Origin of the sequence: Bacillus sp. FSL W8-1143, from assembly GCF_037965155.1 — a bacterium.
GTDB lineage: Bacteria > Bacillota > Bacilli > Bacillales > Bacillaceae > Bacillus > Bacillus pumilus.
Window position 1 is genome coordinate 589,874 of the sequence record NZ_CP150182.1, and the last position, 24,742, is coordinate 614,615.

The following is a 24,742-nucleotide window of genomic DNA, read 5'->3' on the forward strand; positions in this document are numbered from 1 at the left end:
TCATATATCCTAGTGTTAGGATAAATTTATCCTAGTTTTAGGATTTCTTAAAAAGGGAGTAGTTGCCATGGTGCAGCATGAACATGAATTAGACTTAAGGCTATTCCGCGTGTGGATGAAAGCCTATCAAGCTCTTTTTACAAATATTCAAACAGACATTGAACGTTATGATATCGGATTTGAAAACTTTCAGATCCTTGAATTGCTCTATAGTAAGGGGCCACATCCCGTCCAAAAAATCAGCGACATCCTGTCAATCCCAAGTGGAAGTATGACATATGTCGTGAACAAACTAGAAAAACAAGAGCTCGTGAAAAGGCAATGTGCGCCCTCTGATAAACGTGTATTTCATGTATTACTGACGGAAAAAGGAAAGCAATTGTTTGACGACATTTTTCCTAAACACACAGATGTCATTTCACAAAACCTATCCTTTATTGAAAAAGAAGAAAAAGAACAGCTCATTGAATTATTAAAAAAAGTCGGTTTAGGTGCAAAACAACTTCACGAAAAGGGGAAACAAGATGACTCTCAGCTTTGATACATTGGTACGTGAAAGACGATCCGCATCAAATTTTTTGCCAAATATCTCGATTTCGAGAGAAGAGCTTAACAGCATTTTTGAAGAGGTCAAAATGGCACCATCTGCTTTTAACTTACAGCACACACAATATGTCGTCGTCCAAACAGAAGGTCTTAAAGAACAAGTAAGAGAAGCTGCATTTGGACAATATAAAGTGCATTCCGCCTCAGCAGCGATCATTGTACTGGGAGACACAAAGGCTTATCAGCAAGCGGCGAACATTTATGAAGGTCTGAAAATGCTTGGCATTTTAAACACGCAGCAATACGAAGAAATGGTCAGAGAGACGATGAGCTTTTATGAACAGAGAGGAGCGGATTTTCAGAAAGAAGAGGCAATCCGCAATGCTTCATTATCTGCGATGCTGTTTATGCTCGCCGCCAAAAACAAGGGCTGGGACACGTGCCCAATGATCGGCTTTGACCCTGATGTCATGAAAAAGGTGCTCAACATCGAGTCGGATTTGGTTCCCGTGTTAATGATCACACTAGGAAAAGAAAAAGTAGAGAGCAGACAACCGAGAGGCTACCGAAAGCCAGTCTCTGAATTCGTAACATACTTATAAGATAGGGGGTTCCACTCATGGAACTAGGAATTAGTACATTTGTAGAAACAACGCCTGATTTTCAAACAGGAAAAACAGTCAGTCACGCACAGCGTATTCGAGAAGTAGTCGAAGAAATTATTTTAGCAGATCAAGTCGGTCTCGATGTATTTGGCGTAGGTGAGCATCACCGTGAGGATTTCGCTGCATCGAATCCCGCTGTTGTCTTAGCGGCTGCGGCAACACAAACAAAGAATATCCGCCTGACAAGTGCAGTGACAGTCCTTTCATCAGCAGATCCTGTTCGTGTCTTTCAGGATTTTGCAACGCTAGATGGACTATCAAACGGGCGTGCAGAAATTATGGCAGGCCGTGGTTCATTTATTGAATCATTCCCGCTCTTTGGCTATGACCTTGATGACTATGAAGAATTATTTGAAGAAAAGCTTGATTTGTTGCTCAAATTACAGCAGTCTGAGCGTGTCACATGGAGCGGAAAGCATCGCCCAGCTATTCAAGATGTCGGCGTATATCCAAGACCTGTTCAAGATCCGCTTCCAATCTGGATCGGCAGTGGAGGAAACCGTGAATCTGTCGTACGTGCTGGATTATTGGGACTGCCTTTAGTACTTGCCATCATTGGCGGAAGTCCTAGACAGTTCGCACCGCTCGTTCAGCTGTACAAGCAAGCGGCAGTGCACGCTGGACATGACCCTGAGAAATTAACCGTGGCGTCACATTCGCATGGATTTGTTGCGGAAGAAACAGAACTGGCAGCAGACCAATTCTTCCCTTCCACACAGCATGTGATGAATACGTTAGCAAGAGAGCGAGGCTGGGGACCTTATACTCGTTCTACATTTGATGCAGCGAGAACGTTAGAAGGCGCGCTGTATGTAGGAGATTCAGATGCAGTGGCAGAGAAAGTGATTCACCTAAGAAAAAATGTAGGAATCACGCGTTTTATGCTTCATGTACCAGTTGGTTCAATGCCGCATGATCAAGTATTAAAAGCCATTGAGCTATTTGGAAAAGAAGTCGCTCCTAAAGTAAGAGAAGAGGTTGCCCGCTGGGAAGCAGAGCAAGCATAACGAAAAAGGTCGATCAAGTGAATAGGCTTGATCGACCTTTTTGATGCTTAAGGATCAATGACACAAGGTTTCACTGTAGGGCATGAAGCAGCAGAAGCAAGTGGTGTGGTCGTCAAGGTGAAGAGAAAAACAAGTTGAAAACAGATGAGCCATTTTTTCATGAAATCACCTCCGTTCACAATTGTTTGACGGAATGAGATGAGGATAAAAGCACAGAAGTATAAAACACTCTCTATCCAACATAAGACAATCATATCATAATTTTCAAAAAAATGAAAAAATATCTTATATAAGTACTGAATTATGGTATGGTTATTATGTTCTACAAAAAAAGGGAGGGATTTTTTTATGAAAAAGGTCATGTCTTCTGTTTTAGTTGGAGCAATTGTCTTAACGGGTGCTGGGGTCACAACTACTCCAGTGGAAGCAAAGGAGCAAACAAACAGTGAAATAACGGCTCAGGCCAGTCGAACTGTTTCAGTAACAAGAACATATACGACATCAAACATCCCAGAAAGTATTGTATATGCAGAGGATGGCTGGGTCGGTATTTTAAAACAAACCTCTATTAAAGAATTGGGATTAGGAAAATATAGTGTCACATTTACTGGAACAGTGGTACGCGATCCAGGATTTAATTAAATAAAATGCAAAGCTGACAGGTGGACAAGCCTGTCAGCTTTTTTCATGAGGATAATAAAGAATCATTTGCAGCCGGACCATTTGTTCTCCGGTTTGTTTATATGCATGCGTACGGTCCGCTTTAAAACGAATGGAGTCGCCGGCGTTTAAGCTGTATTGCTCATCTCCAATGGATATATCAAGCGCTCCCTCAAAAACGGTAATCAATTCCTCTGTCCCGCCAATGTGTTCATTTGCATGCAGCGACCCGCCAGGATCAATTTCTACTCGGTACACTTCAAATTTCCCCCGGTCATCAAAAGGAAAAGTCGTATATACGCGATATCGCCCATCATCTTCCGTTAAAATCTGTGCATCTTCATTGCGTACTACTTTGATTTCAGGCTGTGGTGCGTGAATGAGCTCACTAAAAGATACCTTTAATCCGTTGGCGATTTTCCATAAAGTCGTGATGGTAGGGGTTGATTCTCCTCTTTCAATTTGTCCAATCATGGTTTTGCTGACACCTGTTAATTCTGCCATCTTTTCGAGGCTTAATTTCTTTTGGTCTCTAAGAAGCCTCACATTTTTAGAAATAATCGATTGTACATCTTCCATGAAAAAAACTCCTTTCTCTATTTACTTTATAAAGACCGAACGTTACAATAAAACGTAACATACGCAATAAAGTAATTAAAGTCTCAATAACGTACAAGGGAGGCGGCAACTATGATTCTTTCTATGTTGATCTATGCTTTTGTGAGCAGCTTTACCCCAGGGCCAAACAACATCATGGCCATGGTCTTTACGAATAAATATGGGGTCAAGCAAACATTTCGATTTTGTTTAGGTGTGGGTATCGGATTTCTCGTTATTTTGTGTTTGAGTTGCTTCTTTAATATCATTCTTTATCAAGTGATGCCGAAAATAGGCTGGGTCATGGCGTTCATCGGAGCTGCATACATGATTTATTTAGCGGTCAAAATCATGAAAAGTAAAGGCGGGGATGACGAAACACTTGATCGTTACAATCATTTTGTCCCTGGTATGATGCTGCAATTTATCAACCCAAAAGCGATCTTGTATGGATTGACTGTGATTTCAACATTTGTTTTGCCATATGGACAATCGAATATGCAGTATGTCATATGGACGCTGATTCTCGCACTTATTGGATTTCTCGGTACATTTAGCTGGAGCCTATTTGGCTCTTTGTATAAGCGCTTTTTGACTGCTTATGAAAGACCGTTCCAGTATGTCATGGGGCTGCTTCTAATATACAGTGCGATTTCAATGGTATGGGGTTATGTGATGTAAGTAGTCAGAAGCTTGGCCGCTGCCTGCCCATCACAACAGTATTGTAATAAAGTCCATCTGCCAGACGTTTATCCTTTTTTAATACCCCTTCAATCAGAAAGCCATGGTGCTCATATAACCGAATGGCTTTTTGGTTCGTTTCTAGCACTTGAAGTGACATCTTCTGGATGCCTTGCTGATCAGCCCAGTCAATAGAAGCGGCTAAAAGCTCTTTGCCAATGTGATAGCCCCAAACATCCTTTTGAATGGCGACCCCAAAAGTCACTTTGTGAGCAGAGCGCTTGAGTGAATGTCCCTCACATCTGGAGAAACCAACAATTTCCCCTTCAATATCAGCGACCAAAAATAAATGTTTGCTTTTTTTGGTATCATCTTGAATCAACACCTCAAAATCTTTTTCATGAAGAAAGGCTTCGCCTGGTTCACGGTCTAAATATTCTGTTTCACCATCAATTTTCAGTCTGAGCGCTGATAACTGCTTGGCATCGCCAATTGCAGCAGACCGAATACGATAGGTCAAGTTACGAACGGTGAATATGTTTTCAGAGATAATCATAGAACACCAACCTTTCTTTCCATTATGTCTATCATACCTGAAACGTGTACATAGCAGGTGAAAGCTTTTAAGTCTGTCTTATAGATCATTATTTTTTAATCCAGCTGACCCTGGCTGGATTTTCATGATTTAGACTGAGAACTTAAATAGGCTTCTCTCACAACTGTTAAAAAGTGGTCAGCGACGGTTGATGTTTCATCTTGTCTCCATGAAACATATAAATTTACTTTTGGTGTAGTTTCTTGGATTTTTCTATAAACAACCCCTGAACGTTTTACGCTTTCTACTGAGGATGGAACCACAGAGATTCCCATTCCTGCAGCAACTAAATTCACAATCGTATGCATTTGAATAGCTTCCTGAACTACGTTTAAACTTATGCTATTTTCCCAAAAGTAGCTGATAATTAAATCATAAAATGCTGCACCTAGATGACGTGGAAACATGATAAATGGTTCATTGGCTAATAAATGAATTGGAACTTTGGGAAATGAAGCTAAAGGATGATTTTCTGGCAAAACCAAGCTTAATGATTCCTCACAACAAATTTCTGAGGTAAGTATCTTATTATTTTGGTTAGAACGAATAAATCCTATTTGAATTTCTTTCTTATATAGTGCTTTTAACTGCTGTTCTGTAGCCATTTCACATAAGACAAGTTGGATGTTAGGGAAACTTTCTCGAAACCTTTTAATAATATCAATCACAATATCAGTAGAATCAACGAAGCCGATCGTCAAATGACCTATTCTTCCGTCATCTGCAAGTTGTGTTGCTTTAATCGTTCTATCTACTTGAAGAAGCGTACGGCGGGCTTCTTCTAAAAATACTCTCCCCGAATCTGAAAGTTCAACCTGTCTTCTCGTTCTATGAAAAAGCGTAACACCTAACTCTTCTTCTAATTTGCGAATTTCCTGACTTAATGGAGGCTGTGCCATTTTAAGACGTTCAGCTGCCCGGCTAAAATTTAGTTCTTCAGCAACCATGATAAAATAACGTATTTGTCTCAGATCCATTTTTTATGCCCCCTATAAATTTCAACATTGCTTATTGTGTTTTTTTAATGGAAATATTTTTAGTTATATAAAATATATATATATTTATCTGAATATATATATTATACATATTAAGGGCCTCTTTTTATAATGAAAGTATTCTTTCAAAAGGAGGGCATTATTATGGAGTATAGTAAACTTGGAAATAGTGGATTAACAATTAGTAAACTTGCATACGGAAACTGGATTAATCATGGTGGTAAGATAAATGAAGAAACTGCCCATGATTGTGTGAAAGCTGCTCTTGATGTTGGTATTACGACGTTTGATACTGCTGATGTTTATTCAGACACCAAGGCTGAAGAGATACTAGGCAGGTCTTTAAAAGGGATCCGGCGGGAGAGCATTGAACTATGTACAAAAGTATGTCATCCAACCGGTACAGGGAAAAACGATAGAGGATTATCACGCAAGCATATTTTGGAAAACTGTCATGCCTCTTTGCGACGTTTACAAACGGATTATATTGATATTTACTATGCACACAGGTTTGATCCAACTACACCTCTGGAAGAAACGATGTTAGCTTTCGCAGATTTAGTAAGACAGGGGAAAGTGAACTATATTGGTGTAAGTGAGTGGACAGCAGAACAAATTACTCGAGGGGCAGCGCTTGCACGAGAGCTAAAAGTCCCCCTAATTGCCAGCCAACCTCAATACTCCATGCTATGGAGAATCATTGAAAGTGATGTAATACCGACCTGTCAGCGCGAAGGACTTGGCCAGGTAGTATGGTCGCCTTTGGCCCAAGGAATTCTTACTGGAAAGTATCTCCCAGGAAAATCACTTCCGACTAATTCGCGTGCTAACTCACCTGCTGGAAAACCTTTTTTTAAAAACCTTGCTCAACGCTGGATGAATAATAATACCTTAGAGGCGATCCAAAAGCTTAAGCCCATCGCACAAGAGGTTGATCTTACTCTCGCTCAGCTTGCGATAGCATGGGTACTGCAAAATCAGAACGTTTCTGCAGCAATTATCGGTGCTTCTAGTCCAGAACAGGTGAGGGAGAATGCTTTAGCATCTGAGGTGAAAATTGAAACTGAGATGATGAATCAGATTGACGAAATTCTAGGTGATCTTGTTGAGTACGATCAGAGTAAAACAGGTTAAAGCTTTTAAGTCTATCTTATAGATCATTATTTTTAATCCAGCCGACCTTGGCTGGATTTTCTTGTTGCTGTAGTTTCTTGGATCGCACACTCAGATGTTTTGTATCTGTGAAAAAGGCTAAATGAATAGTATCAAACGTGGAGGTGGAACAAATGAGTGAAGAAAAAGGACATATGGATAAAGCGAAAGGAAAAACAAATCAAGCCAAAGGTCAATTGAAAGAGAAGCTTGGCGAAGCAACAGATCATCAAAACCTGAAAGCAGAAGGGAAAAAGGATCAAGCCAAAGGAAAGCTTCAAGATAAAAAAGGGGATTTGAAAAATCACCTGAACCAGTAAATCCGAAAACATGGCACTGCTTCATGTCTCCATCATGACATGTCTTTCATCAATAAAATGAATAGATGTGTGAAAAGAATTGATTATACGCGCTCGCTATCATCATGTAGACTTGAGACAGAAGACATGATCAAGGGAGATGGTTGAGATGAAGCAAGTGTGGGAGAAAGTTGACGAGTATATCACAGACAAGTTGATTCCTAAAGATGATGTTTTGGAGCAAGCTCTTACTCATAATAAGCAAGCAGGCCTGCCAGAAATTGATGTGTCACCAGCTCAAGGGAAAATGCTTTATTTATTAGCAAAAACCAAGAATGCAAAGCGCATTTTAGAGATCGGGACACTTGGTGGATACAGTACCATTTGGTTGGCGCGTGCTCTTGAAGAGGATGGAGAACTCATCACATTAGAGGCTGTCAGCCACCATGTACAGATTGCGCAGCAAAACATTAGTAGAGCGGGCTTATCGGAACGGGTGAGCATTTTGCAAGGAAAGGCATTGGATACGCTATCTCAGTTAAAAGAGAGGGATGTGCTTCCATTCGATTTGATTTTCATTGATGCAGATAAACCGAACAACCCGAAATATCTAAAGTGGGCGTTACACTTCTCAAAAAAGGGAACAGTCATTATTGCAGACAATGTCGTGAGAAATGGAGCAGTCCTTCATGACTCTGATGGGGATGAACGAGTGCAAGGAACTCGTGAATTTTTCAATTTACTCAAACAAGAGTCAAGAATAGAGGCTACAGCCATTCAAACTGTTGGTGAAAAGGGTTATGATGGATTTGTATACGGAATCGTAAAATGAAACAAAGCTTAACCGCATGCGGTTAAGCTTTTTCTTTTAAAAAAACCATCTGGCAGTCCCCATCAGCAGGACGCCTACAAGAACAGTAAGTGATAAGCTCTTTGTCCAAACAGCGATCACGACGGTCGGAACCAAGACAGCAAGGTACATCCAGTGAATGGTGACACCTGTTGTGGTATGAATGAACAAATGCTCTGCAATTAAAGCCGTAAAGATACAAATGGGAATAAACGATAACCACTTGAGCACCACTTCAGGCAGCTCGATACTTCGTACAAATATAAAGGGAACGACCCTTGGAATCACAGTGACAATCATACAGCCGAGAATGAGCCACATCATAAAACTGCTGATCATTTATCTGTCACCACCCCAATGGTTGCGACAATTATGGTGGCTAACAGAACAGCCACGTGTGATGGAACAAAATGAAGCAGGACAAACATCGCAACGACCATATACAAAACAAGTGACAGGCGATGGGTTAATTTACTTTTAGGCACAGTTTGCAAAGAAAGAACCAGCAGTGCAGCAAACATAGCGGAAAGAGCAAAATCAAGACCAAGTGCTTCAGGATTTGAGATCCAGTGTCCAAAAATGCCGCCAAGTATACAGGCAGCAATCCAGCACAAATAAGCCGTTATGTTCAGCCCGTGCATCCACCGGTTATTCAGCTTTCCATGCTGAGCTAATTTATTCATAGCTACGCCAAAGGATTCATCAGTCAGCAATAGACCGAATCCAATATTTTGTTTTAAAGAGTAGCGTGTAAAATGAGGAGCCAGCGTCAGGCTTAGTAATAAATGACGCAGATTCACAATAAATGTAGTGAGAATAATAGCGGAAAGGGGGCTTCCCGTGACAAGCAGTGCACAGATAATAAACTGTGAAGCACCTGCGTAAATAAAGATTGCTAGAAGCGCAATGTCCCATAGGCTTAACTGTGCGCTAATTCCAACAATTCCAAAGGCAAACCCGATACTCATATAACCAAGCAGGGTTGGCACACAATCTTTTATTCCCTCGAGAAATGGTTCATGTTCCGTGCTGGGAATATGTTTTCTAGCTTCAATATCCAACGACCTCTACTCCTTTTCTGCGTGACGACCTATAGTTTTACTTACTATATGAAAACGAATTTAGCATGTCAATATCCCCTTATCTTCTATTATATAAAGAAAAAAGGTGCAAAAAGGATTGAAGTCATCCAGAATCTGTTATAAAGTATCAGAAAATAAAAAAATTGGAGTGACGACGATGCTGTGCAAACCTTTGTTTGAACATGATGTTCCAAATGCCCTCCGTCCATAACGGAGAGTGATCTCCGTTTGTGGATATGGTATTCAAAATATCCAATAACGGAGGGAAAATGATGAATGAAAAATATATAGGCGCCCTTTACCTAGCAATCGCAGCAAGTATTTGGGGCGGCATGTACGTTGTTGTCAAAGTAACAGTAGCGGTTGTTCCGCCACTTGAGCTCGTCTGGATGAGATATGCTGTAGCAGGAGTCGTGTTGGTGTTCACCATTTGGCGCTTGGGCTATTCCTTTCGATTAGATAAAAAAGATATCCCGCTTATGGTGTTGATTGGGCTGATCGGAAATTTCCTTTCAATCGTGACCCAAGAAATTGGGACGATGTATACCTCTGCACAAATGGGGGCTGTTATTACATCTGCAACTCCTGCGTTTATGGTGCTGTTTGCTTTCTTTCTATTAAAAGAAGCCATGACTGTTCGAAAGTGCGCATCCATCCTGCTTGCTACAGCAGGTGTATGGCTCATGATTGGACCAGTTGCAGTACAGACAGATGAATTTGTCGGTGGTCTTTCATTGGTCTTCGCTGCTTTAACATGGGCGCTGATGTCTGTTTTGCTCAAACGTGTCCCAGGAAAGTACCCTCAGGTGGTGACAACCACATATGCGATCATCATTGCATTCATTGTTTTAACACCGCCTGTATTATTTCGTTTACCTCACCTAGATGTGGAACAGATGGCAAGGCCGGAGATTTGGGGCGGTATTCTTTATCTAGGCATCATCTCAACAGCTCTAGCATTCTTTTTATGGAATAGAGGGCTTCAATTAATGGATGCCTCAAGCGGCGGTTTGTTCTTTTTCTTTCAACCGATCGTAGGTGCCGTTCTTGGCTGGCTGCTTTTGGGAGAAGAAATGGGATTACGCTCATTCATTGGCATTCTATGTATCTTTGCAGGTGTCTATACTGTGCTGCGTCAAAAGGAATAAAAGAAGATGTCCCTTGTAATAGGGGCTCCTCTTTATAAATGAGAGATTGAGAGAGGATGGAGGGAAATAGGATGATACAATTTCCACAATTACAAAAAGGACAAACAATTGGCGTCACAGCACCTTCCTCAGGTGTACAGCCGTCTTTGCATGACATGTTTCAGCTCTCATGCGAGCGAATGAAAAAAAGAGGCTATGATGTCATATGTGGAGATACGGTATGGCACCAGGAAAAGGCAAAATCAGCTCCTGCCGTAGAACGAGCAAAGGAGCTTCAGTACATGATGACCTGTGATTAGATTGATCACATCATCCCGCCATGGGGAGGGCAGCTTCTGATGGAGGTGTTAGAGCACCTTGATTTCTCATCGATGCAAAAAAAGTGGATTCTTGGTTACTCGGATACGAGTGCGCTTCTGCTGGCGTTAACTTTAAAAACAGGCATTGCCACTGCGCATGGACCGAACCTAGTAGATCTTCAGGGAGAAGAGCTTGATCAAACAACTGTCATGTGGGAAGAAGTACTTTCAACAAAAGGGGAAATGGACATCAGCCAATATTCTTCATCTATGTATCAAAAGGAATGGCAGTATGACAATCCGATTGAACATGTTTTTCATTTAACAGAACCGACCGCATGGCATACGGTTGATCGACAAGAAAAGATGGTAAAGAGGAGGCTAATGGGCGGCTGTATTGATGTCATACGCCACTTAGCTGGGACGCCTTTTGGAGATGTCAAAGCTTTTCAAAAAACATTCTTAAAAGATGAACCAATTCTCTGGTACTTTGAAAACTGTGAATTAAATGCTGTAAGCGTGAAGAGATCGCTTGTTCAATTGAAACTAGCAGGATGGTTTGACCATTGTTCAGGTATTATGTTTGGGCGAAGTGCAGTAGATGTGCCTGTGGAAGGGTATCAGTATCATGATGTATATGAAGAATTACAAAAGGAATTAAAAATCCCCATTTTTTACGATATAGATTGTGGGCATGTCCCGCCGCAAATGACGCTGGTTAATGGCGCATATGCAGAAGTGCAGCTGCAACCTCAAGGCAAAGCGGTCCTAAAGCAAGCATTTTTATCATAAGAAAAGGAAAGGGGAAGCCCTTTCCTTTTGTTTTCTTTTCAGCGTGATAGAAAACCTTTGAAGTCTAGGAAGGACGAGTACCGGAGCGAATTTGACATTCGTGAGCACCGGAGCGCAGGACTGACAACGAATGCGAGGGTTTGTCTACACGCTGAAGGAAAGGGGAAGCCCTTTCCTTCATATAACACTACATTCCTTTTGTTTCTTCACCTGCTTTTGGAACTTCCCAAGCAGACTCACGGAATACTTTCTCCCATTTCGATACGACAATACATGCAACGGCATGACCTGGAACGTTCACACCAGTTCGTGCCATATCCATAATTCGATCGACACCGGCGATAATGGCGACGCCTTCTGCTGGAAGACCTACTGCATGGGCGGTTGCCAAAAGTACGACGAGTGAACCGGATGGCACCGCTGCAATCCCTTTACTCGTTAACACAAGAACAAGCATCATCAAAAGCTGCTGTGACAAACTCATGTCGACACCAAACGCTTGTGCAAGAAACACACAGGAAACCGATAAATATAAACTGGACCCATCACAATTGAGAGAAAGACCAGATGGGATGACAAAGGAGACAATTCTTTTCGGACAGCCGTATTTCTCCATTCGTGACATAAGCTGAGGAAGGACGGTTTCTGTACTTGTAGTAGAGAAGGCAACCAAGAACAAATCCCAAATCATTTTTAAAACTTCGAAGTAGTTAAAACGGAAGATCAGTGCGACCAGAGGGAACAAAGCAAAGAGAATAATGAATAAACCTAAAAATACAGTCCCAACAAGCTTCATCATTGGAATTAATAACACAATGCCATATTGACCAACAGAAGCAGCCATTAATGCAAGCACTCCAATAGGTGCTGTCACCATGACCATCTGCGTTAGCTTAAACATAATTTGTGCCACTGATTCAAAGAAGTTGAGAACAGGAGCGGATGCCTTACCGATACCGCTTGCCGCTACACCAAATAATATGGCGAAGAAAATGACAGCTAGTAAATCATTTTGAGCCATGACATCGACGATATTCGTTGGAATGATATCGAGTACCATTTGTTTAAAGTCGACGACTTTCTGCGTATAGCCGTCTAATTCACCAATATCTTTCTTAGCTAATTTAGAGAAGTCAAGGCCAACGCCTGGCTTTAGAACATTAGCCAGCAATAGACCAATTCCTAGAACGATGGTTGTAATGACCTCAAACCAAATGATCGTCTTTAATCCTAGACTGCCCATTTTTTTCATACCACCACTGCCAGCTGCACCAATAACAATGGTAGAGAAAACGATAGGAACAACGATCATTTTAATCAACCTGATGAATCCATCTCCAATTGGCCTGAGAGCCATCCCGAAGTCAGGAAAGAAATGGCCGATAAGAGCTCCTATCACCAAAGCGATCATGATTTGAAAAGCGACGAACTTTTTCATCATCTCCTACCCCCTTTAAATGCTTGGAAAATTTTAAGAATTTTCCAATAAATAAAAATTCTATGTGACCATGTTTTGTCCTCCTTTGGATTTAGAAAGATTTTATTTAAGAATCATTGGAATTATGAAGAAAGGGAAGAAAATAGGGTTATTGCATCTCTATTTATCTAAGAAAAAACCACTTCTTAAAAAACATGAAACTTTTTTAGAAAAATGTATTGACCCTTTTATGTGATCCATGGTATATTTTTATTCGTCGCTGATGACGTATTTGAAACAAAGACATTCAAACACATGCGACAAACAAATCTCAAAAAGATATTGACTTGATAAAAACGATATGTTAAGATAATTAAGTCGCCTGATTAAGCGCCCGTAGCTCAATTGGATAGAGCGTTTGACTACGGATCAAAAGGTTAGGGGTTCGACTCCTCTCGGGCGCGCCAATACAAACCACGCGGGTGTAGTTTAGTGGTAAAACCTCAGCCTTCCAAGCTGATGTCGTGAGTTCGATTCTCATCACCCGCTCCATTTTTTGAAATATGATCTTTGAAAACTAAACAAGACAAAACGTACCTGTTAATTCGAGTTTTTATAAAAAATCCTATGTTATATCATAGGTAGTCAGTCAAACGCTGACGAGGCAGGAAATGATCACATGCTAAGTTCGCTACATCGTGTAGCAACGCATGTGTGATATGCATCCTGCATACCTCGGAGAGTTTGATCCTGGCTCAGGACGAACGCTGGCGGCGTGCCTAATACATGCAAGTCGAGCGGACAGAAGGGAGCTTGCTCCCGGATGTTAGCGGCGGACGGGTGAGTAACACGTGGGTAACCTGCCTGTAAGACTGGGATAACTCCGGGAAACCGGAGCTAATACCGGATAGTTCCTTGAACCGCATGGTTCAAGGATGAAAGACGGTTTCGGCTGTCACTTACAGATGGACCCGCGGCGCATTAGCTAGTTGGTGGGGTAATGGCTCACCAAGGCGACGATGCGTAGCCGACCTGAGAGGGTGATCGGCCACACTGGGACTGAGACACGGCCCAGACTCCTACGGGAGGCAGCAGTAGGGAATCTTCCGCAATGGACGAAAGTCTGACGGAGCAACGCCGCGTGAGTGATGAAGGTTTTCGGATCGTAAAGCTCTGTTGTTAGGGAAGAACAAGTGCGAGAGTAACTGCTCGCACCTTGACGGTACCTAACCAGAAAGCCACGGCTAACTACGTGCCAGCAGCCGCGGTAATACGTAGGTGGCAAGCGTTGTCCGGAATTATTGGGCGTAAAGGGCTCGCAGGCGGTTTCTTAAGTCTGATGTGAAAGCCCCCGGCTCAACCGGGGAGGGTCATTGGAAACTGGGAAACTTGAGTGCAGAAGAGGAGAGTGGAATTCCACGTGTAGCGGTGAAATGCGTAGAGATGTGGAGGAACACCAGTGGCGAAGGCGACTCTCTGGTCTGTAACTGACGCTGAGGAGCGAAAGCGTGGGGAGCGAACAGGATTAGATACCCTGGTAGTCCACGCCGTAAACGATGAGTGCTAAGTGTTAGGGGGTTTCCGCCCCTTAGTGCTGCAGCTAACGCATTAAGCACTCCGCCTGGGGAGTACGGTCGCAAGACTGAAACTCAAAGGAATTGACGGGGGCCCGCACAAGCGGTGGAGCATGTGGTTTAATTCGAAGCAACGCGAAGAACCTTACCAGGTCTTGACATCCTCTGACAACCCTAGAGATAGGGCTTTCCCTTCGGGGACAGAGTGACAGGTGGTGCATGGTTGTCGTCAGCTCGTGTCGTGAGATGTTGGGTTAAGTCCCGCAACGAGCGCAACCCTTGATCTTAGTTGCCAGCATTTAGTTGGGCACTCTAAGGTGACTGCCGGTGACAAACCGGAGGAAGGTGGGGATGACGTCAAATCATCATGCCCCTTATGACCTGGGCTACACACGTGCTACAATGGACAGAACAAAGGGCTGCGAGACCGCAAGGTTTAGCCAATCCCATAAATCTGTTCTCAGTTCGGATCGCAGTCTGCAACTCGACTGCGTGAAGCTGGAATCGCTAGTAATCGCGGATCAGCATGCCGCGGTGAATACGTTCCCGGGCCTTGTACACACCGCCCGTCACACCACGAGAGTTTGCAACACCCGAAGTCGGTGAGGTAACCTTTATGGAGCCAGCCGCCGAAGGTGGGGCAGATGATTGGGGTGAAGTCGTAACAAGGTAGCCGTATCGGAAGGTGCGGCTGGATCACCTCCTTTCTAAGGATATATGGAGCAGTGTGCGTTTTCGTCTTGTTTAGTTTTGAAGGATCATTCCTTCAAGACATGTCTCTAGCGAGACAGGATTGTTCTTTGAAAACTAGATAACAATAAGTAATACATTCACATTGAATGCAATGCAAAGTTCATCACACATAGTGATTCTTTCTAAAGTAAGAAATGGTTAAGTTAGAAAGGGCGCACGGTGGATGCCTTGGCACTAGGAGCCGATGAAGGACGGGACGAACACCGATATGCTTCGGGGAGCTGTAAGCAAGCTTTGATCCGGAGATTTCCGAATGGGGAAACCCACTGCTCGTAATGGAGTAGTATCCATACTTGAATACATAGAGTATGAGAAGGCATACCCGGGGAACTGAAACATCTAAGTACCCGGAGGAAGAGAAAGCAAATGCGATTCCCTGAGTAGCGGCGAGCGAAACGGGAACAGCCCAAACCAAGAGGCTTGCCTCTTGGGGTTGTAGGACACTCTATACGGAGTTACAAAGGAACGATATAAGCGAAGAGGTCTGGAAAGGCCCGCCAAAGAAGGTAACAGCCCTGTAACTGAAATGTTGTTCTCTCCAGAGTGGATCCTGAGTACGGCGGAACACGTGAAATTCCGTCGGAATCCGGGAGGACCATCTCCCAAGGCTAAATACTCCCTAGTGACCGATAGTGAACCAGTACCGTGAGGGAAAGGTGAAAAGCACCCCGGAAGGGGAGTGAAATAGATCCTGAAACCGTGTGCCTACAAGTAGTCAGAGCCCGTTAAAGGGTGATGGCGTGCCTTTTGTAGAATGAACCGGCGAGTTACGATCCCGTGCAAGGTTAAGCAGAAGATGCGGAGCCGCAGCGAAAGCGAGTCTGAATAGGGCGCATGAGTACGTGGTCGTAGACCCGAAACCAGGTGATCTACCCATGTCCAGGGTGAAGTTCAGGTAACACTGAATGGAGGCCCGAACCCACGCACGTTGAAAAGTGCGGGGATGAGGTGTGGGTAGGGGTGAAATGCCAATCGAACCTGGAGATAGCTGGTTCTCTCCGAAATAGCTTTAGGGCTAGCCTCAAGGTAAGAGTCTCGGAGGTAGAGCACTGATTGGACTAGGGGCCCCTACCGGGTTACCGAATTCAGTCAAACTCCGAATGCCGATGACTTATCCTTGGGAGTCAGACTGCGAGTGATAAGATCCGTAGTCGAAAGGGAAACAGCCCAGACCGCCAGCTAAGGTCCCAAAGTATACGTTAAGTGGAAAAGGATGTGGAGTTGCTTAGACAACCAGGATGTTGGCTTAGAAGCAGCCACCATTTAAAGAGTGCGTAATAGCTCACTGGTCGAGTGACTCTGCGCCGAAAATGTACCGGGGCTAAACGTATCACCGAAGCTGCGGACTGTTCTTACGAACAGTGGTAGGAGAGCGTTCTAAGTGCTGTGAAGTCAGACCGGAAGGACTGGTGGAGCGCTTAGAAGTGAGAATGCCGGTATGAGTAGCGAAAGACGGGTGAGAATCCCGTCCACCGAATGCCTAAGGTTTCCTGAGGAAGGCTCGTCCGCTCAGGGTTAGTCGGGACCTAAGCCGAGGCCGAAAGGCGTAGGCGATGGACAACAGGTTGATATTCCTGTACCACCTCCTCACCATTTGAGCAATGGGGGGACGCAGGAGGATAGGGTAAGCGCGGTATTGGATATCCGCGTCCAAGCAGTTAGGCTGGGAAATAGGCAAATCCGTTTCCCGTGAAGGCTGAGCTGTGATGGCGAGCGAAATTTAGTAGCGAAGTTCCTGATTCCACACTGCCAAGAAAAGCCTCTAGCGAGGTGAGAGGTGCCCGTACCGCAAACCGACACAGGTAGGCGAGGAGAGAATCCTAAGGTGATCGAGAGAACTCTCGTTAAGGAACTCGGCAAAATGACCCCGTAACTTCGGGAGAAGGGGTGCTTCTTAGGGTGTTAAAGCCCCGAGAAGCCGCAGTGAATAGGCCCAGGCGACTGTTTAGCAAAAACACAGGTCTCTGCGAAGCCGTAAGGCGAAGTATAGGGGCTGACGCCTGCCCGGTGCTGGAAGGTTAAGAGGAGCGCTTAGCGTAAGCGAAGGTGCGAATTGAAGCCCCAGTAAACGGCGGCCGTAACTATAACGGTCCTAAGGTAGCGAAATTCCTTGTCGGGTAAGTTCCGACCCGCACGAAAGGCGCAACGATCTGGGCACTGTCTCAACGAGAGACTCGGTGAAATTATAGTACCTGTGAAGATGCAGGTTACCCGCGACAGGACGGAAAGACCCCGTGGAGCTTTACTGCAGCCTGATATTGAATGTTGGTACAGCTTGTACAGGATAGGTAGGAGCCTTGGAAACCGGAGCGCTAGCTTCGGTGGAGGCATCGGTGGGATACTACCCTGGCTGTATTGACCTTCTAACCCGCTGCCCTTATCGGGCAGGGAGACAGTGTCAGGTGGGCAGTTTGACTGGGGCGGTCGCCTCCTAAAATGTAACGGAGGCGCCCAAAGGTTCCCTCAGAATGGTTGGAAATCATTCGCAGAGTGTAAAGGCACAAGGGAGCTTGACTGCGAGACCTACAAGTCGAGCAGGGACGAAAGTCGGGCTTAGTGATCCGGTGGTTCCGCATGGAAGGGCCATCGCTCAACGGATAAAAGCTACCCCGGGGATAACAGGCTTATCTCCCCCAAGAGTCCACATCGACGGGGAGGTTTGGCACCTCGATGTCGGCTCATCGCATCCTGGGGCTGTAGTCGGTCCCAAGGGTTGGGCTGTTCGCCCATTAAAGCGGTACGCGAGCTGGGTTCAGAACGTCGTGAGACAGTTCGGTCCCTATCCGTCGCGGGCGCAGGAAATTTGAGAGGAGCTGTCCTTAGTACGAGAGGACCGGGATGGACGCACCGCTGGTGTACCAGTTGTTCTGCCAAGGGCATCGCTGGGTAGCTATGTGCGGACGGGATAAGTGCTGAAAGCATCTAAGCATGAAGCCCCCCTCAAGATGAGATTTCCCATTCCGCAAGGAAGTAAGATCCCTGAAAGATGATCAGGTTGATAGGTCTGAGGTGGAAGCGTGGTGACACGTGGAGCTGACAGATACTAATAGATCGAGGACTTAACCTATATTCTAATGTGAAGTTTGAACATTGTTATCTAGTTTTGAGAGAACATTCTCTCCATCAGGTTTGGTGGCGATAGCGAAGAGGTCACACCCGTTCCCATACCGAACACGGAAGTTAAGCTCTTCAGCGCCGATGGTAGTTGGGGGTCTCCCCCTGTGAGAGTAGGACGCCGCCAAGCTTGTTATATTTATATCGTCGCGGGGTGGAGCAGTTCGGTAGCTCGTCGGGCTCATAACCCGAAGGTCGCAGGTTCAAATCCTGCCCCCGCAACCAAATTATTTTATATACCAATGGGTAGTGCTCAGTGAGTGCAACCAAAATGGTCCGGTAGTTCAGTTGGTTAGAATGCCTGCCTGTCACGCAGGAGGTCGCGGGTTCGAGTCCCGTCCGGACCGCCATTTTTATGACTTGTAAACGAAAACGTATAGTTTCGTTTTTTTTTATGTCTTTTTCTTTTCATACGTATCCAATATACATTGAATGGCGTTGTGTTTGGTTACACGTTATGTAAAAAGAAAAGATAGATCACTTCAACCCAGCTTGGTTTTTTCATACCAGGCTTTCTTTATATCATTTTTAATTGAAACTGAAACTCATATTGGCTTACACTAATACTAATTATGTCTGACATCGTGTCTATTCAATCAATTGATTGCATGAAGGGGCTGTCTTTTTATGGATGAATTTGATCTTATTCGCCGAATTACACCAAAAGAAACACATCAGCGTTCTTTGGTTATGGGTATCGGAGATGATGCAAGTGTTTATCAACCTCATTCACATTGTGAAGAGGTCGTTTGTGTTGATACAATGGTGGAGCATGTTCATTTTCGCTTTGATTTTTCCACACCTTTTGAGATTGGCTTTAAAGCACTAGCGGTCAATGTCAGTGATATCGCCGCAATGGGAGGAACCCCAAAGTATTATCTTGTATCAATTGCGATCCCGCCTCATGGTGATGAGACGATCGTTTCAGCTCTTTACGAGGGAATGAGAGCATTGGCTGATATTTATCATATGGATTTGATTGGTGGAGATACGGTTGCCACTCGAAGTGACTTTGTCATTACAGTGACGGTCATTGGCGAGGTACCAAAGGGAAAAGCTTGTTATCGTCACAGTGCTCAGACAGGAGACGTCGTCTTTGTCACAGGTGAGCTTGGTTCATCAGCTGCTGGATTATCACTTTTAATGAACGAAGTAGCCCCTCCCAAGGCAGTCGACACAGCCTTTTTTCTTGAGCGTCATAAAAAGCCTCAGCCCCACATTACTGCTGGCCTCATTTGCTCAAGCTTCCCGCGGGTCACCTTGAATGATGTGAGTGATGGATTAGCGAGTGAGCTGAATGAGATAGCCGAAGCGAGTCGTGTGACGATAGAGATAGAAGCAAACAAGCTCCCTGTACATCCAAATTTACCAGTGCTGCGTAAAGACTGGCTGGAATGGGTGTTATTTGGCGGGGAAGACTTTGTATTAACTGGTACAATTTCAGAGGCTGATTGGGATAGCTTTGAAATGCAATGTAGAAAAAAAGACATTCAAGTCAAACGCATTGGACAAGTCAAAGGTGATCAAGCAGCAAGCGTTCTATTAAAAGACAATGAACAGCAAACAATGTTAATGAAAAAAGGATATAATCATTTTAAGAAATGAGGTGACATCAACTGTGAAATTAACGTGGACGACAAAAGGTGCGGATGAGACGAAACGAATTGCCGCTGCATTGGCCAAACTTGTGATGCCAGGCGATGTTTTGACATTAGAAGGAGATTTAGGCGCAGGCAAAACGACTTTTTCAAAAGGTTTTGCAGGAGGCTTAGGGATTACCCGTATCGTCAACAGCCCTACCTTTACGATTATTAAAGAATATACCGATGGCAGACTGCCACTTTATCATATGGATGTGTACCGCATGGAAGATGCGGAAGAAGATATCGGGCTCGAAGAATATTTTGAGGGCGAAGGTGTATGCTTGGTTGAGTGGGCACATCTTATTGGACCTCAATTGCCTTCCTCCTACTTGAAAATAGAAATGCTAAGAACAGAACGTGAAGAAGAACGTCATCTTACGTTTAGTGCAAAAGGGGAACGCTATGAGACCCTTTGTAAGGAGATGAAAGAATTTGACCATACTGGCAATTGATACGTCAAACCATACACTAGGAATTGCCCTTGTCAAAGATTCCACAGTGATTGGTGAGAGCATTACGTATTTAAAAAAGAACCATTCCGTCCGAGCGATGCCGACTGTTGAGGCATTGATGAAAGAATGTGGTGTAGCCCCAAGTGAACTAAGTAAAATTGTTGTAGCAAAAGGACCTGGTTCCTACACTGGCGTCCGAATTGGTGTGACCATTGCCAAAACACTCGCATGGACGCTGTCTATCCCGATATCGGCTGTTTCGAGTTTAGAAACACTTGCGGCAAATGGTCAATACTTTGATGGATGGATCTCGCCACTATTCGATGCGAGAAGAGGACAAGTATATACTGGGCTATATACGTTTAAAGAAGGAAAAATCAAAGAGATCAAACCAGACCAAAATATCTTGCTCACGGATTGGCTTCATGAGCTGAAGCAGACAGGAAAGCCTGTCCTATTCCTTGGACAGGATGTGCATCTTCATGAAGAAAGCATTGGCTCCATTTTAGGAGAAACGGCTGTGATAGCGGAGGGAGCTTTTCATAACCCAAGATCTTCAATGCTTGCGTTTTTAGGGGCAGATCGTCCTGCTGAAGATGTCCATCAGCTTGTTCCTAACTATATTCGTTTGGCAGAAGCGGAAGTGAAATGGCTTGAAGGACAAAAATAATCTCAACATAACCGAGATTCGAAAAATGACGGTAGCGGACATTCCAGAGGTATATACGATTGAAGTGCATTCGTTTACTGCGCCTTGGAAAAAAGAATCATTTGTCTATGAGATTCTCCATAACCAGTACAGCCATTATTTCCTCATTGAAGAAGATGAGCAGCCTGTTGGCTATTGCGGGGTCTGGATCGTCATGGACGATGCACAAATTACGAACATTGCGATTCTCCCTGAGCATAGAGGAAAGGGTTACGGGGAAGCATTGCTGCGATATGTCATGGAATTTTGTAAAGAAAAAAAGACAGATCATCTTTCTTTAGAGGTGCGGGTGTCAAATACACCTGCACAATCCCTTTATGAAAAGCTTGGTTTCAGACCAGCTTCTATTCGAAAGAATTATTATACGGATAATGGGGAAGATGCATTGGTCATGTGGGTGAATATAAATGAGTGAACAAACAGATCGATTTATATTAGGTATAGAGACAAGCTGTGATGAAACAGCGGCATCTATTGTGAAAAATGGGAAAGAAATTGTAGCGAATATTGTCGCATCGCAAATAGAAAGCCATAAACGATTTGGCGGAGTTGTCCCAGAAATTGCTTCAAGGCATCACGTGGAGCAAGTCACCATCGTGTTAGAAGAAGTAATGGCACAGGCCAATATGAGCTTTCAGGATTTAGATGCCATTGCTGTCACAGAAGGACCGGGCTTAGTCGGTGCTCTTCTGATCGGTGTCAATGCAGCCAAGGCACTGAGCTTTGCTCATCAAATTCCTCTTGTTGGTGTACATCATATCGCGGGGCATATTTATGCAAACCAACTTGTAGATGAATTGCAGTTTCCATGTTTGGCTCTTGTCGTCTCTGGTGGACATACTGAGCTTGTACTAATGAAAGAGCACGGGTCTTTTGAGGTTATCGGAGAAACATTAGATGATGCGGCTGGAGAAGCATACGATAAAGTGGCCCGGACGATGGGTCTCCCGTATCCAGGCGGACCTCATATTGATCGGTTAGCACATGAAGGAGAGCCAACGATTAAGCTTCCACGTGCATGGCTTGAAGAAGGTTCCTATCACTTTAGCTTTAGTGGATTAAAATCAGCTGTTATTAACACACTACACAATGCATCTCAAAAAGGAGAAACAATTACTCCAGAGAATTTGGCAGCAAGTTTTCAAGCAAGTGTCATTGAGGTGCTTGTTGGGAAAACATTAAAAGCGGCTGAGGCCTATGGCGTCAAGCAAGTTGTCCTAGCTGGTGGAGTCGCTGCCAATAAAGGACTGAGAGAAGCTTTAACGACAGCATTCACGAAGCTTCCTGACGTGAAGGTCATTATTCCACCATTATCTCTTTGTACAGACAATGCAGCCATGATCGCTGCTGCTGGAACCATTGCGTTTGAAAAAGGTATAAGAGGCGATATGGCGATGAATGGCCAGCCGGGCTTACCGCTTGTCTCATATGAATAAAAACTCCTGTGGATACACAGGTTTTTTTCATTTTTAATGAAAGCGAGTTATTCACAAGTAAACGTGATATATCCACAATTGTTAGAAAATTTCGTTTTAAAATGAAGTGGATGTGCACAAATACGTTCTTTTATGTGGATATGTGATTAAATCTCTGTGGATAAAGTGGATAAGTCCGATTTTTAAAAGAATAATAAAGAAGTTATTGTGGATATTAATGTGGATAAGAAATTTTCACTAAAAGAAAAAAGAGCACCCATTAGGGCACTCTTTACGATTCGGATAGCTCTTCCCACTCTGCGAAAAGGGATTCCAGCTCTTGATGAAGTGTATCGTTTTCTGTTTGAATGTTTTGGACCTTCTCGTGATCTTGAAAAATAGCAGGATCACATAGAAGCTCTTCATTTTCACCAAGCTTAGCTTCAATGACAGCAATCCGTTCTTCAATTTCCTCGATTCTGCGCTGCTTTTGTCTTTCTTTCTTTTTCAGTTCTTTTTCTTCCGCATAAGAAAGCTTTGCCGTTTCAACTGGCTTGGCTGCTTGTTTTTTCAGCGCTTCATTTTCTTGAATCGCTTCAAGCTCTAATTGTTCATTTTTCTTTTCAAGGTAGTAGTCATAATCACCGAGATACTCTTTTGTTTCTGTAGGCGACAGTTCGAATACTTTCGTTGCCAGACGGTTGATAAAATAACGGTCATGAGACACAAATAAGATGGTTCCTGGGTAATCAATCAGTGCATTTTCTAAAATTTCCTTACTATCTAAGTCTAAATGGTTCGTAGGCTCATCAAGTATCAGGAAATTGGCTTTTTGGAGCATCAGCTTTGCCAGGGCAAGGCGCGCTTTTTCTCCACCGCTTAATGCATGAACGGGCTTTAAGACGTCGTCACCGGAAAAGAGGAAGTTCCCTAAACATGTCCGAATTTCTTTTTCATTCATATGAGGATAGTCATCCCAAAGCTCATTCAGCACTTTTTTGGAGGATGTCAGTTTGGCTTGTTCTTGGTCATAGTAGCCGATTGTGACATGAGATCCAAAGGTGATGTCGCCTTTTACAGGCTTTATTGTGTTCGTTAACGTTTTTAAAAGGGTTGATTTCCCGATCCCATTAGGACCAATGAGTGCCACGCTATCCTCTCGTTTGATCTGAAAAGAAAGAGAGGATAGGAGCGGTGTTTTTTCATCATAACGAATGTCGAGATCATGTACCTTCAGCACATCATTGCCGCTTTGTCTCGTAATATCAAAATGAAAGTTTGCAGATTTTTCATCACCTAATGGCTTATCTATACGATCCATCCGTTCCAGCTGCTTGCGTCTGCTCTGAGCGCGCTTTGTGGTTGAGGCTCTTGCTAGATTGCGATCTACGAAATCCTGAAGCTTTGAGATTTCTTCTTGCTGCTTTTCGTAAAGCTTCATATCGCGCTCTAGCTGCTCAGCTTTCAGATCAAGATACTTACTATAGTTGCCTGCAAACTTTTTCATGGCAGTTCTTGAGACTTCATAAACATGGTTCACCACTTTGTCTAAGAAGTAGCGGTCATGGGACACGATCAGAATGGCGCCTGTATAATTTTGCAAATACTGCTCCAGCCATGATAAGGTATCAATATCTAAATGGTTGGTCGGCTCGTCCAGAATTAAGAGTTCTGGTTTCATTAATAAGAGCTTTCCAAGCGCTAGACGGGTTTTCTGGCCGCCGCTTAAGGATTGAACGGTTGTCTCATCTTCAAAGTGACTAAAGCCGAGTCCATGAAGAATGGAGCGGACGTCTGCTTCGTATTGATAGCCGCCTTGGTCTTTAAATTCCTGCTGTAGCCTGTCATAGGTTTTCATGAGGGAATCTAGCTCAGAACCTGTAGAGGAAGCCATTTTCTCCTCGATGGTTCTCATCTCTTGTTCCATCTTTTTCAAATGATCAAAAACCGATAATAATTCGTCTTTTAACGTACGTGTAGACGTCACATCGGTATGCTGTGCTAAATAGCCGATCGATAGGTCTTTCGGTTTGATGATCTCACCTTGCTCGTAAGACAATTGACCGGCAATGATTTTCAAAAGGGTGGATTTGCCTGCGCCGTTACGACCTACAATGGCAATCCGATCCCTTGCTTTGACTTCCAATTTTATATTCGTTAAAACGGTATCAGCACCAAACGATTTGGACAGCTGATTCACTTGTAGAATCATCATGTAACTTCACCTCTGCTATAATATGTTAAGTGTAGCTTATCAGCAGTAAACCAGCAAATGTTACATACAATCGCCATATTCA

General features: G+C 43.7%; 21 protein-coding genes, 4 tRNA genes, 3 rRNA genes and 1 pseudogene. 22 read left to right on the plus strand and 7 right to left on the minus strand.

The annotated features are described in order from the left end of the window. Positions 1-67: 67 nt before the first annotated feature. The 4 genes from NSQ36_RS02935 (at position 68) to NSQ36_RS02950 (ending at position 2,860) form a co-directional block, all read left to right on the plus strand. Entirely contained in the window at positions 68-541 is a 474-nt protein-coding gene (locus NSQ36_RS02935; RefSeq protein ID WP_003213943.1) for a MarR family transcriptional regulator, read from the plus strand. Continuing rightward, positions 525-1,148 (plus strand): nitroreductase family protein, encoded by a 624-nt coding sequence (locus NSQ36_RS02940; RefSeq protein ID WP_339206722.1) that lies wholly within the window; start codon positions 525-527, stop codon positions 1,146-1,148. The genes NSQ36_RS02935 and NSQ36_RS02940 overlap by 17 nt, the downstream gene beginning before the upstream one ends. 17 nt (positions 1,149-1,165) lie before the next feature. After that, positions 1,166-2,218 carry an LLM class flavin-dependent oxidoreductase gene (locus NSQ36_RS02945; protein WP_050945655.1) on the plus strand — a complete coding sequence of 351 codons (1,053 nt, stop codon included), beginning with the start codon at positions 1,166-1,168 and terminating at the stop codon, positions 2,216-2,218. A 348-nt stretch (positions 2,219-2,566) separates the two neighbouring features. Beyond that, positions 2,567-2,860, plus strand: coding sequence for a hypothetical protein (locus NSQ36_RS02950; RefSeq protein ID WP_044140610.1), 294 nt, complete (start codon positions 2,567-2,569; stop codon positions 2,858-2,860). 33 nt (positions 2,861-2,893) lie between these two features. Here NSQ36_RS02950 and NSQ36_RS02955 read toward each other — a convergent pair whose 3' ends face one another. After that, positions 2,894-3,457, minus strand: coding sequence for an XRE family transcriptional regulator (locus tag NSQ36_RS02955; RefSeq protein WP_050945656.1), 564 nt, complete (start codon positions 3,455-3,457; stop codon positions 2,894-2,896). A 111-nt stretch (positions 3,458-3,568) separates the two neighbouring features. On the opposite strand from NSQ36_RS02955, the gene NSQ36_RS02960 reads away from it, so the two are divergent. Further along, positions 3,569-4,156, plus strand: coding sequence for a LysE family transporter (locus NSQ36_RS02960; protein ID WP_003214091.1), 588 nt, complete (start codon positions 3,569-3,571; stop codon positions 4,154-4,156). 4 nt (positions 4,157-4,160) lie between these two features. On the opposite strand, the gene NSQ36_RS02965 is transcribed toward NSQ36_RS02960, so the two are convergent. Beyond that, the gene (locus NSQ36_RS02965) at positions 4,161-4,712 is read right to left on the minus strand and encodes a GNAT family N-acetyltransferase (RefSeq protein WP_050945657.1); all 552 of its coding nucleotides are present in this window, start codon (positions 4,710-4,712) and stop codon (positions 4,161-4,163) included. Between the two features lie 122 nt (positions 4,713-4,834). Next, positions 4,835-5,728, minus strand: a complete 894-nt coding sequence (locus NSQ36_RS02970) for a LysR substrate-binding domain-containing protein (RefSeq protein ID WP_137055591.1) — start codon at positions 5,726-5,728, stop codon at positions 4,835-4,837. Positions 5,729-5,890: 162 nt separating this feature from the next. On the opposite strand from NSQ36_RS02970, the gene NSQ36_RS02975 reads away from it, so the two are divergent. The 3 genes from NSQ36_RS02975 (at position 5,891) to NSQ36_RS02985 (ending at position 8,029) form a co-directional block, all read left to right on the plus strand. Continuing rightward, on the plus strand, positions 5,891-6,880 hold the full coding sequence (locus NSQ36_RS02975; RefSeq protein ID WP_050945658.1) for an aldo/keto reductase family protein: 990 nt from the start codon (positions 5,891-5,893) through the stop codon (positions 6,878-6,880). 152 nt (positions 6,881-7,032) lie between these two features. Beyond that, entirely contained in the window at positions 7,033-7,218 is a 186-nt protein-coding gene (locus NSQ36_RS02980; RefSeq protein WP_003213978.1) for a CsbD family protein, read from the plus strand. Positions 7,219-7,366: 148 nt separating this feature from the next. Next, a complete protein-coding gene (locus NSQ36_RS02985; RefSeq protein WP_106066398.1) occupies positions 7,367-8,029 on the plus strand; it encodes an O-methyltransferase in 663 nt (220 codons plus the stop codon). 36 nt (positions 8,030-8,065) lie between these two features. Here the strand turns inward: NSQ36_RS02985 and NSQ36_RS02990 are convergent, their stop codons facing one another. Then, positions 8,066-8,386 (minus strand): AzlD domain-containing protein, encoded by a 321-nt coding sequence (locus NSQ36_RS02990; protein ID WP_106030211.1) that lies wholly within the window; start codon positions 8,384-8,386, stop codon positions 8,066-8,068. After that, complete coding sequence (locus NSQ36_RS02995) at positions 8,383-9,108, minus strand: AzlC family ABC transporter permease (RefSeq protein WP_003214127.1); 726 nt, start codon at positions 9,106-9,108, stop codon at positions 8,383-8,385. The genes NSQ36_RS02990 and NSQ36_RS02995 overlap by 4 nt, the downstream gene beginning before the upstream one ends. Before the next feature lie 293 nt (positions 9,109-9,401). Here NSQ36_RS02995 and NSQ36_RS03000 point away from each other — a divergent pair, with 293 nt between their 5' ends. Together NSQ36_RS03000 and NSQ36_RS03005 are read left to right on the plus strand one after the other, a co-directional pair. Then, on the plus strand, positions 9,402-10,277 hold the full coding sequence (locus tag NSQ36_RS03000; RefSeq protein ID WP_335356284.1) for a DMT family transporter: 876 nt from the start codon (positions 9,402-9,404) through the stop codon (positions 10,275-10,277). Between the two features lie 71 nt (positions 10,278-10,348). Beyond that, positions 10,349-11,368: pseudogene (locus tag NSQ36_RS03005) on the plus strand (S66 peptidase family protein). Positions 11,369-11,555: 187 nt separating this feature from the next. Here the strand turns inward: NSQ36_RS03005 and gltP are convergent. After that, positions 11,556-12,806, minus strand: a complete 1,251-nt coding sequence (gene gltP / locus NSQ36_RS03010) for a glutamate-aspartate/proton symporter GltP (protein WP_034620243.1) — start codon at positions 12,804-12,806, stop codon at positions 11,556-11,558. Between the two features lie 369 nt (positions 12,807-13,175). On the opposite strand from gltP, the gene NSQ36_RS03015 reads away from it, so the two are divergent. The 12 genes from NSQ36_RS03015 to tsaD all read left to right on the plus strand — a co-directional run bounded on the left by NSQ36_RS03015 (position 13,176) and on the right by tsaD (position 22,466). Then, positions 13,176-13,252: transfer RNA gene (locus tag NSQ36_RS03015), tRNA-Arg, on the plus strand. A gap of 11 nt (positions 13,253-13,263) precedes the next feature. After that, positions 13,264-13,337, plus strand: a tRNA-Gly gene (locus NSQ36_RS03020). A gap of 180 nt (positions 13,338-13,517) precedes the next feature. Continuing rightward, positions 13,518-15,066: ribosomal RNA gene (locus tag NSQ36_RS03025) — 16S ribosomal RNA — on the plus strand. A gap of 182 nt (positions 15,067-15,248) precedes the next feature. Further along, positions 15,249-18,179: ribosomal RNA gene (locus tag NSQ36_RS03030) — 23S ribosomal RNA — on the plus strand. 61 nt (positions 18,180-18,240) lie between these two features. Beyond that, positions 18,241-18,356: ribosomal RNA gene (rrf, locus tag NSQ36_RS03035) — 5S ribosomal RNA — on the plus strand. Together the 16S, 23S and 5S rRNA genes with 4 tRNA genes alongside form the textbook arrangement of a ribosomal RNA operon. Before the next feature lie 18 nt (positions 18,357-18,374). Then, positions 18,375-18,451 (plus strand) — tRNA-Met (locus NSQ36_RS03040). 48 nt (positions 18,452-18,499) lie between these two features. After that, a tRNA-Asp gene (locus NSQ36_RS03045) sits at positions 18,500-18,576 on the plus strand. A gap of 277 nt (positions 18,577-18,853) precedes the next feature. Next, a complete protein-coding gene (gene thiL / locus NSQ36_RS03050; protein ID WP_339206724.1) occupies positions 18,854-19,831 on the plus strand; it encodes a thiamine-phosphate kinase in 978 nt (325 codons plus the stop codon). 13 nt (positions 19,832-19,844) lie between these two features. After that, complete coding sequence (gene tsaE / locus NSQ36_RS03055) at positions 19,845-20,321, plus strand: tRNA (adenosine(37)-N6)-threonylcarbamoyltransferase complex ATPase subunit type 1 TsaE (protein WP_003214433.1); 477 nt, start codon at positions 19,845-19,847, stop codon at positions 20,319-20,321. Continuing rightward, the gene (gene tsaB / locus NSQ36_RS03060; RefSeq protein ID WP_339206726.1) at positions 20,302-20,991 is read left to right on the plus strand and encodes a tRNA (adenosine(37)-N6)-threonylcarbamoyltransferase complex dimerization subunit type 1 TsaB; all 690 of its coding nucleotides are present in this window, start codon (positions 20,302-20,304) and stop codon (positions 20,989-20,991) included. The genes tsaE and tsaB overlap by 20 nt, the downstream gene beginning before the upstream one ends. Before the next feature lie 25 nt (positions 20,992-21,016). Beyond that, positions 21,017-21,445, plus strand: coding sequence for a ribosomal protein S18-alanine N-acetyltransferase (rimI, locus tag NSQ36_RS03065; protein ID WP_003214231.1), 429 nt, complete (start codon positions 21,017-21,019; stop codon positions 21,443-21,445). Continuing rightward, positions 21,438-22,466 (plus strand): tRNA (adenosine(37)-N6)-threonylcarbamoyltransferase complex transferase subunit TsaD, encoded by a 1,029-nt coding sequence (gene tsaD, locus NSQ36_RS03070; protein WP_339206728.1) that lies wholly within the window; start codon positions 21,438-21,440, stop codon positions 22,464-22,466. Before rimI ends, tsaD begins: the two co-directional genes overlap by 8 nt. Before the next feature lie 271 nt (positions 22,467-22,737). Here tsaD and abc-f read toward each other — a convergent pair whose 3' ends face one another. Continuing rightward, a complete protein-coding gene (gene abc-f / locus NSQ36_RS03075) occupies positions 22,738-24,660 on the minus strand; it encodes an ABC-F type ribosomal protection protein (RefSeq protein ID WP_335356069.1) in 1,923 nt (640 codons plus the stop codon). Positions 24,661-24,742 lie beyond the last annotated feature (82 nt).

Coding starts and splice junctions, on each gene's coding strand:
- NSQ36_RS02935 (WP_003213943.1), top strand. CDS start 68: ATGGTGCAGCATGAACATGAATTAGACTTAAGGCTATTCCGCGTGTGG.
- NSQ36_RS02940 (WP_339206722.1), top strand. CDS start 525: ATGACTCTCAGCTTTGATACATTGGTACGTGAAAGACGATCCGCATCA.
- NSQ36_RS02945 (WP_050945655.1), top strand. CDS start 1,166: ATGGAACTAGGAATTAGTACATTTGTAGAAACAACGCCTGATTTTCAA.
- NSQ36_RS02950 (WP_044140610.1), top strand. CDS start 2,567: ATGAAAAAGGTCATGTCTTCTGTTTTAGTTGGAGCAATTGTCTTAACG.
- NSQ36_RS02955 (WP_050945656.1), bottom strand. CDS start 3,457: ATGGAAGATGTACAATCGATTATTTCTAAAAATGTGAGGCTTCTTAGA.
- NSQ36_RS02960 (WP_003214091.1), top strand. CDS start 3,569: ATGATTCTTTCTATGTTGATCTATGCTTTTGTGAGCAGCTTTACCCCA.
- NSQ36_RS02965 (WP_050945657.1), bottom strand. CDS start 4,712: ATGATTATCTCTGAAAACATATTCACCGTTCGTAACTTGACCTATCGT.
- NSQ36_RS02970 (WP_137055591.1), bottom strand. CDS start 5,728: ATGGATCTGAGACAAATACGTTATTTTATCATGGTTGCTGAAGAACTA.
- NSQ36_RS02975 (WP_050945658.1), top strand. CDS start 5,891: ATGGAGTATAGTAAACTTGGAAATAGTGGATTAACAATTAGTAAACTT.
- NSQ36_RS02980 (WP_003213978.1), top strand. CDS start 7,033: ATGAGTGAAGAAAAAGGACATATGGATAAAGCGAAAGGAAAAACAAAT.
- NSQ36_RS02985 (WP_106066398.1), top strand. CDS start 7,367: ATGAAGCAAGTGTGGGAGAAAGTTGACGAGTATATCACAGACAAGTTG.
- NSQ36_RS02990 (WP_106030211.1), bottom strand. CDS start 8,386: ATGATCAGCAGTTTTATGATGTGGCTCATTCTCGGCTGTATGATTGTC.
- NSQ36_RS03000 (WP_335356284.1), top strand. CDS start 9,402: ATGAATGAAAAATATATAGGCGCCCTTTACCTAGCAATCGCAGCAAGT.
- gltP (WP_034620243.1), bottom strand. CDS start 12,806: ATGAAAAAGTTCGTCGCTTTTCAAATCATGATCGCTTTGGTGATAGGA.
- thiL (WP_339206724.1), top strand. CDS start 18,854: ATGGATGAATTTGATCTTATTCGCCGAATTACACCAAAAGAAACACAT.
- rimI (WP_003214231.1), top strand. CDS start 21,017: ATGACGGTAGCGGACATTCCAGAGGTATATACGATTGAAGTGCATTCG.
- tsaD (WP_339206728.1), top strand. CDS start 21,438: ATGAGTGAACAAACAGATCGATTTATATTAGGTATAGAGACAAGCTGT.
- abc-f (WP_335356069.1), bottom strand. CDS start 24,660: ATGATGATTCTACAAGTGAATCAGCTGTCCAAATCGTTTGGTGCTGAT.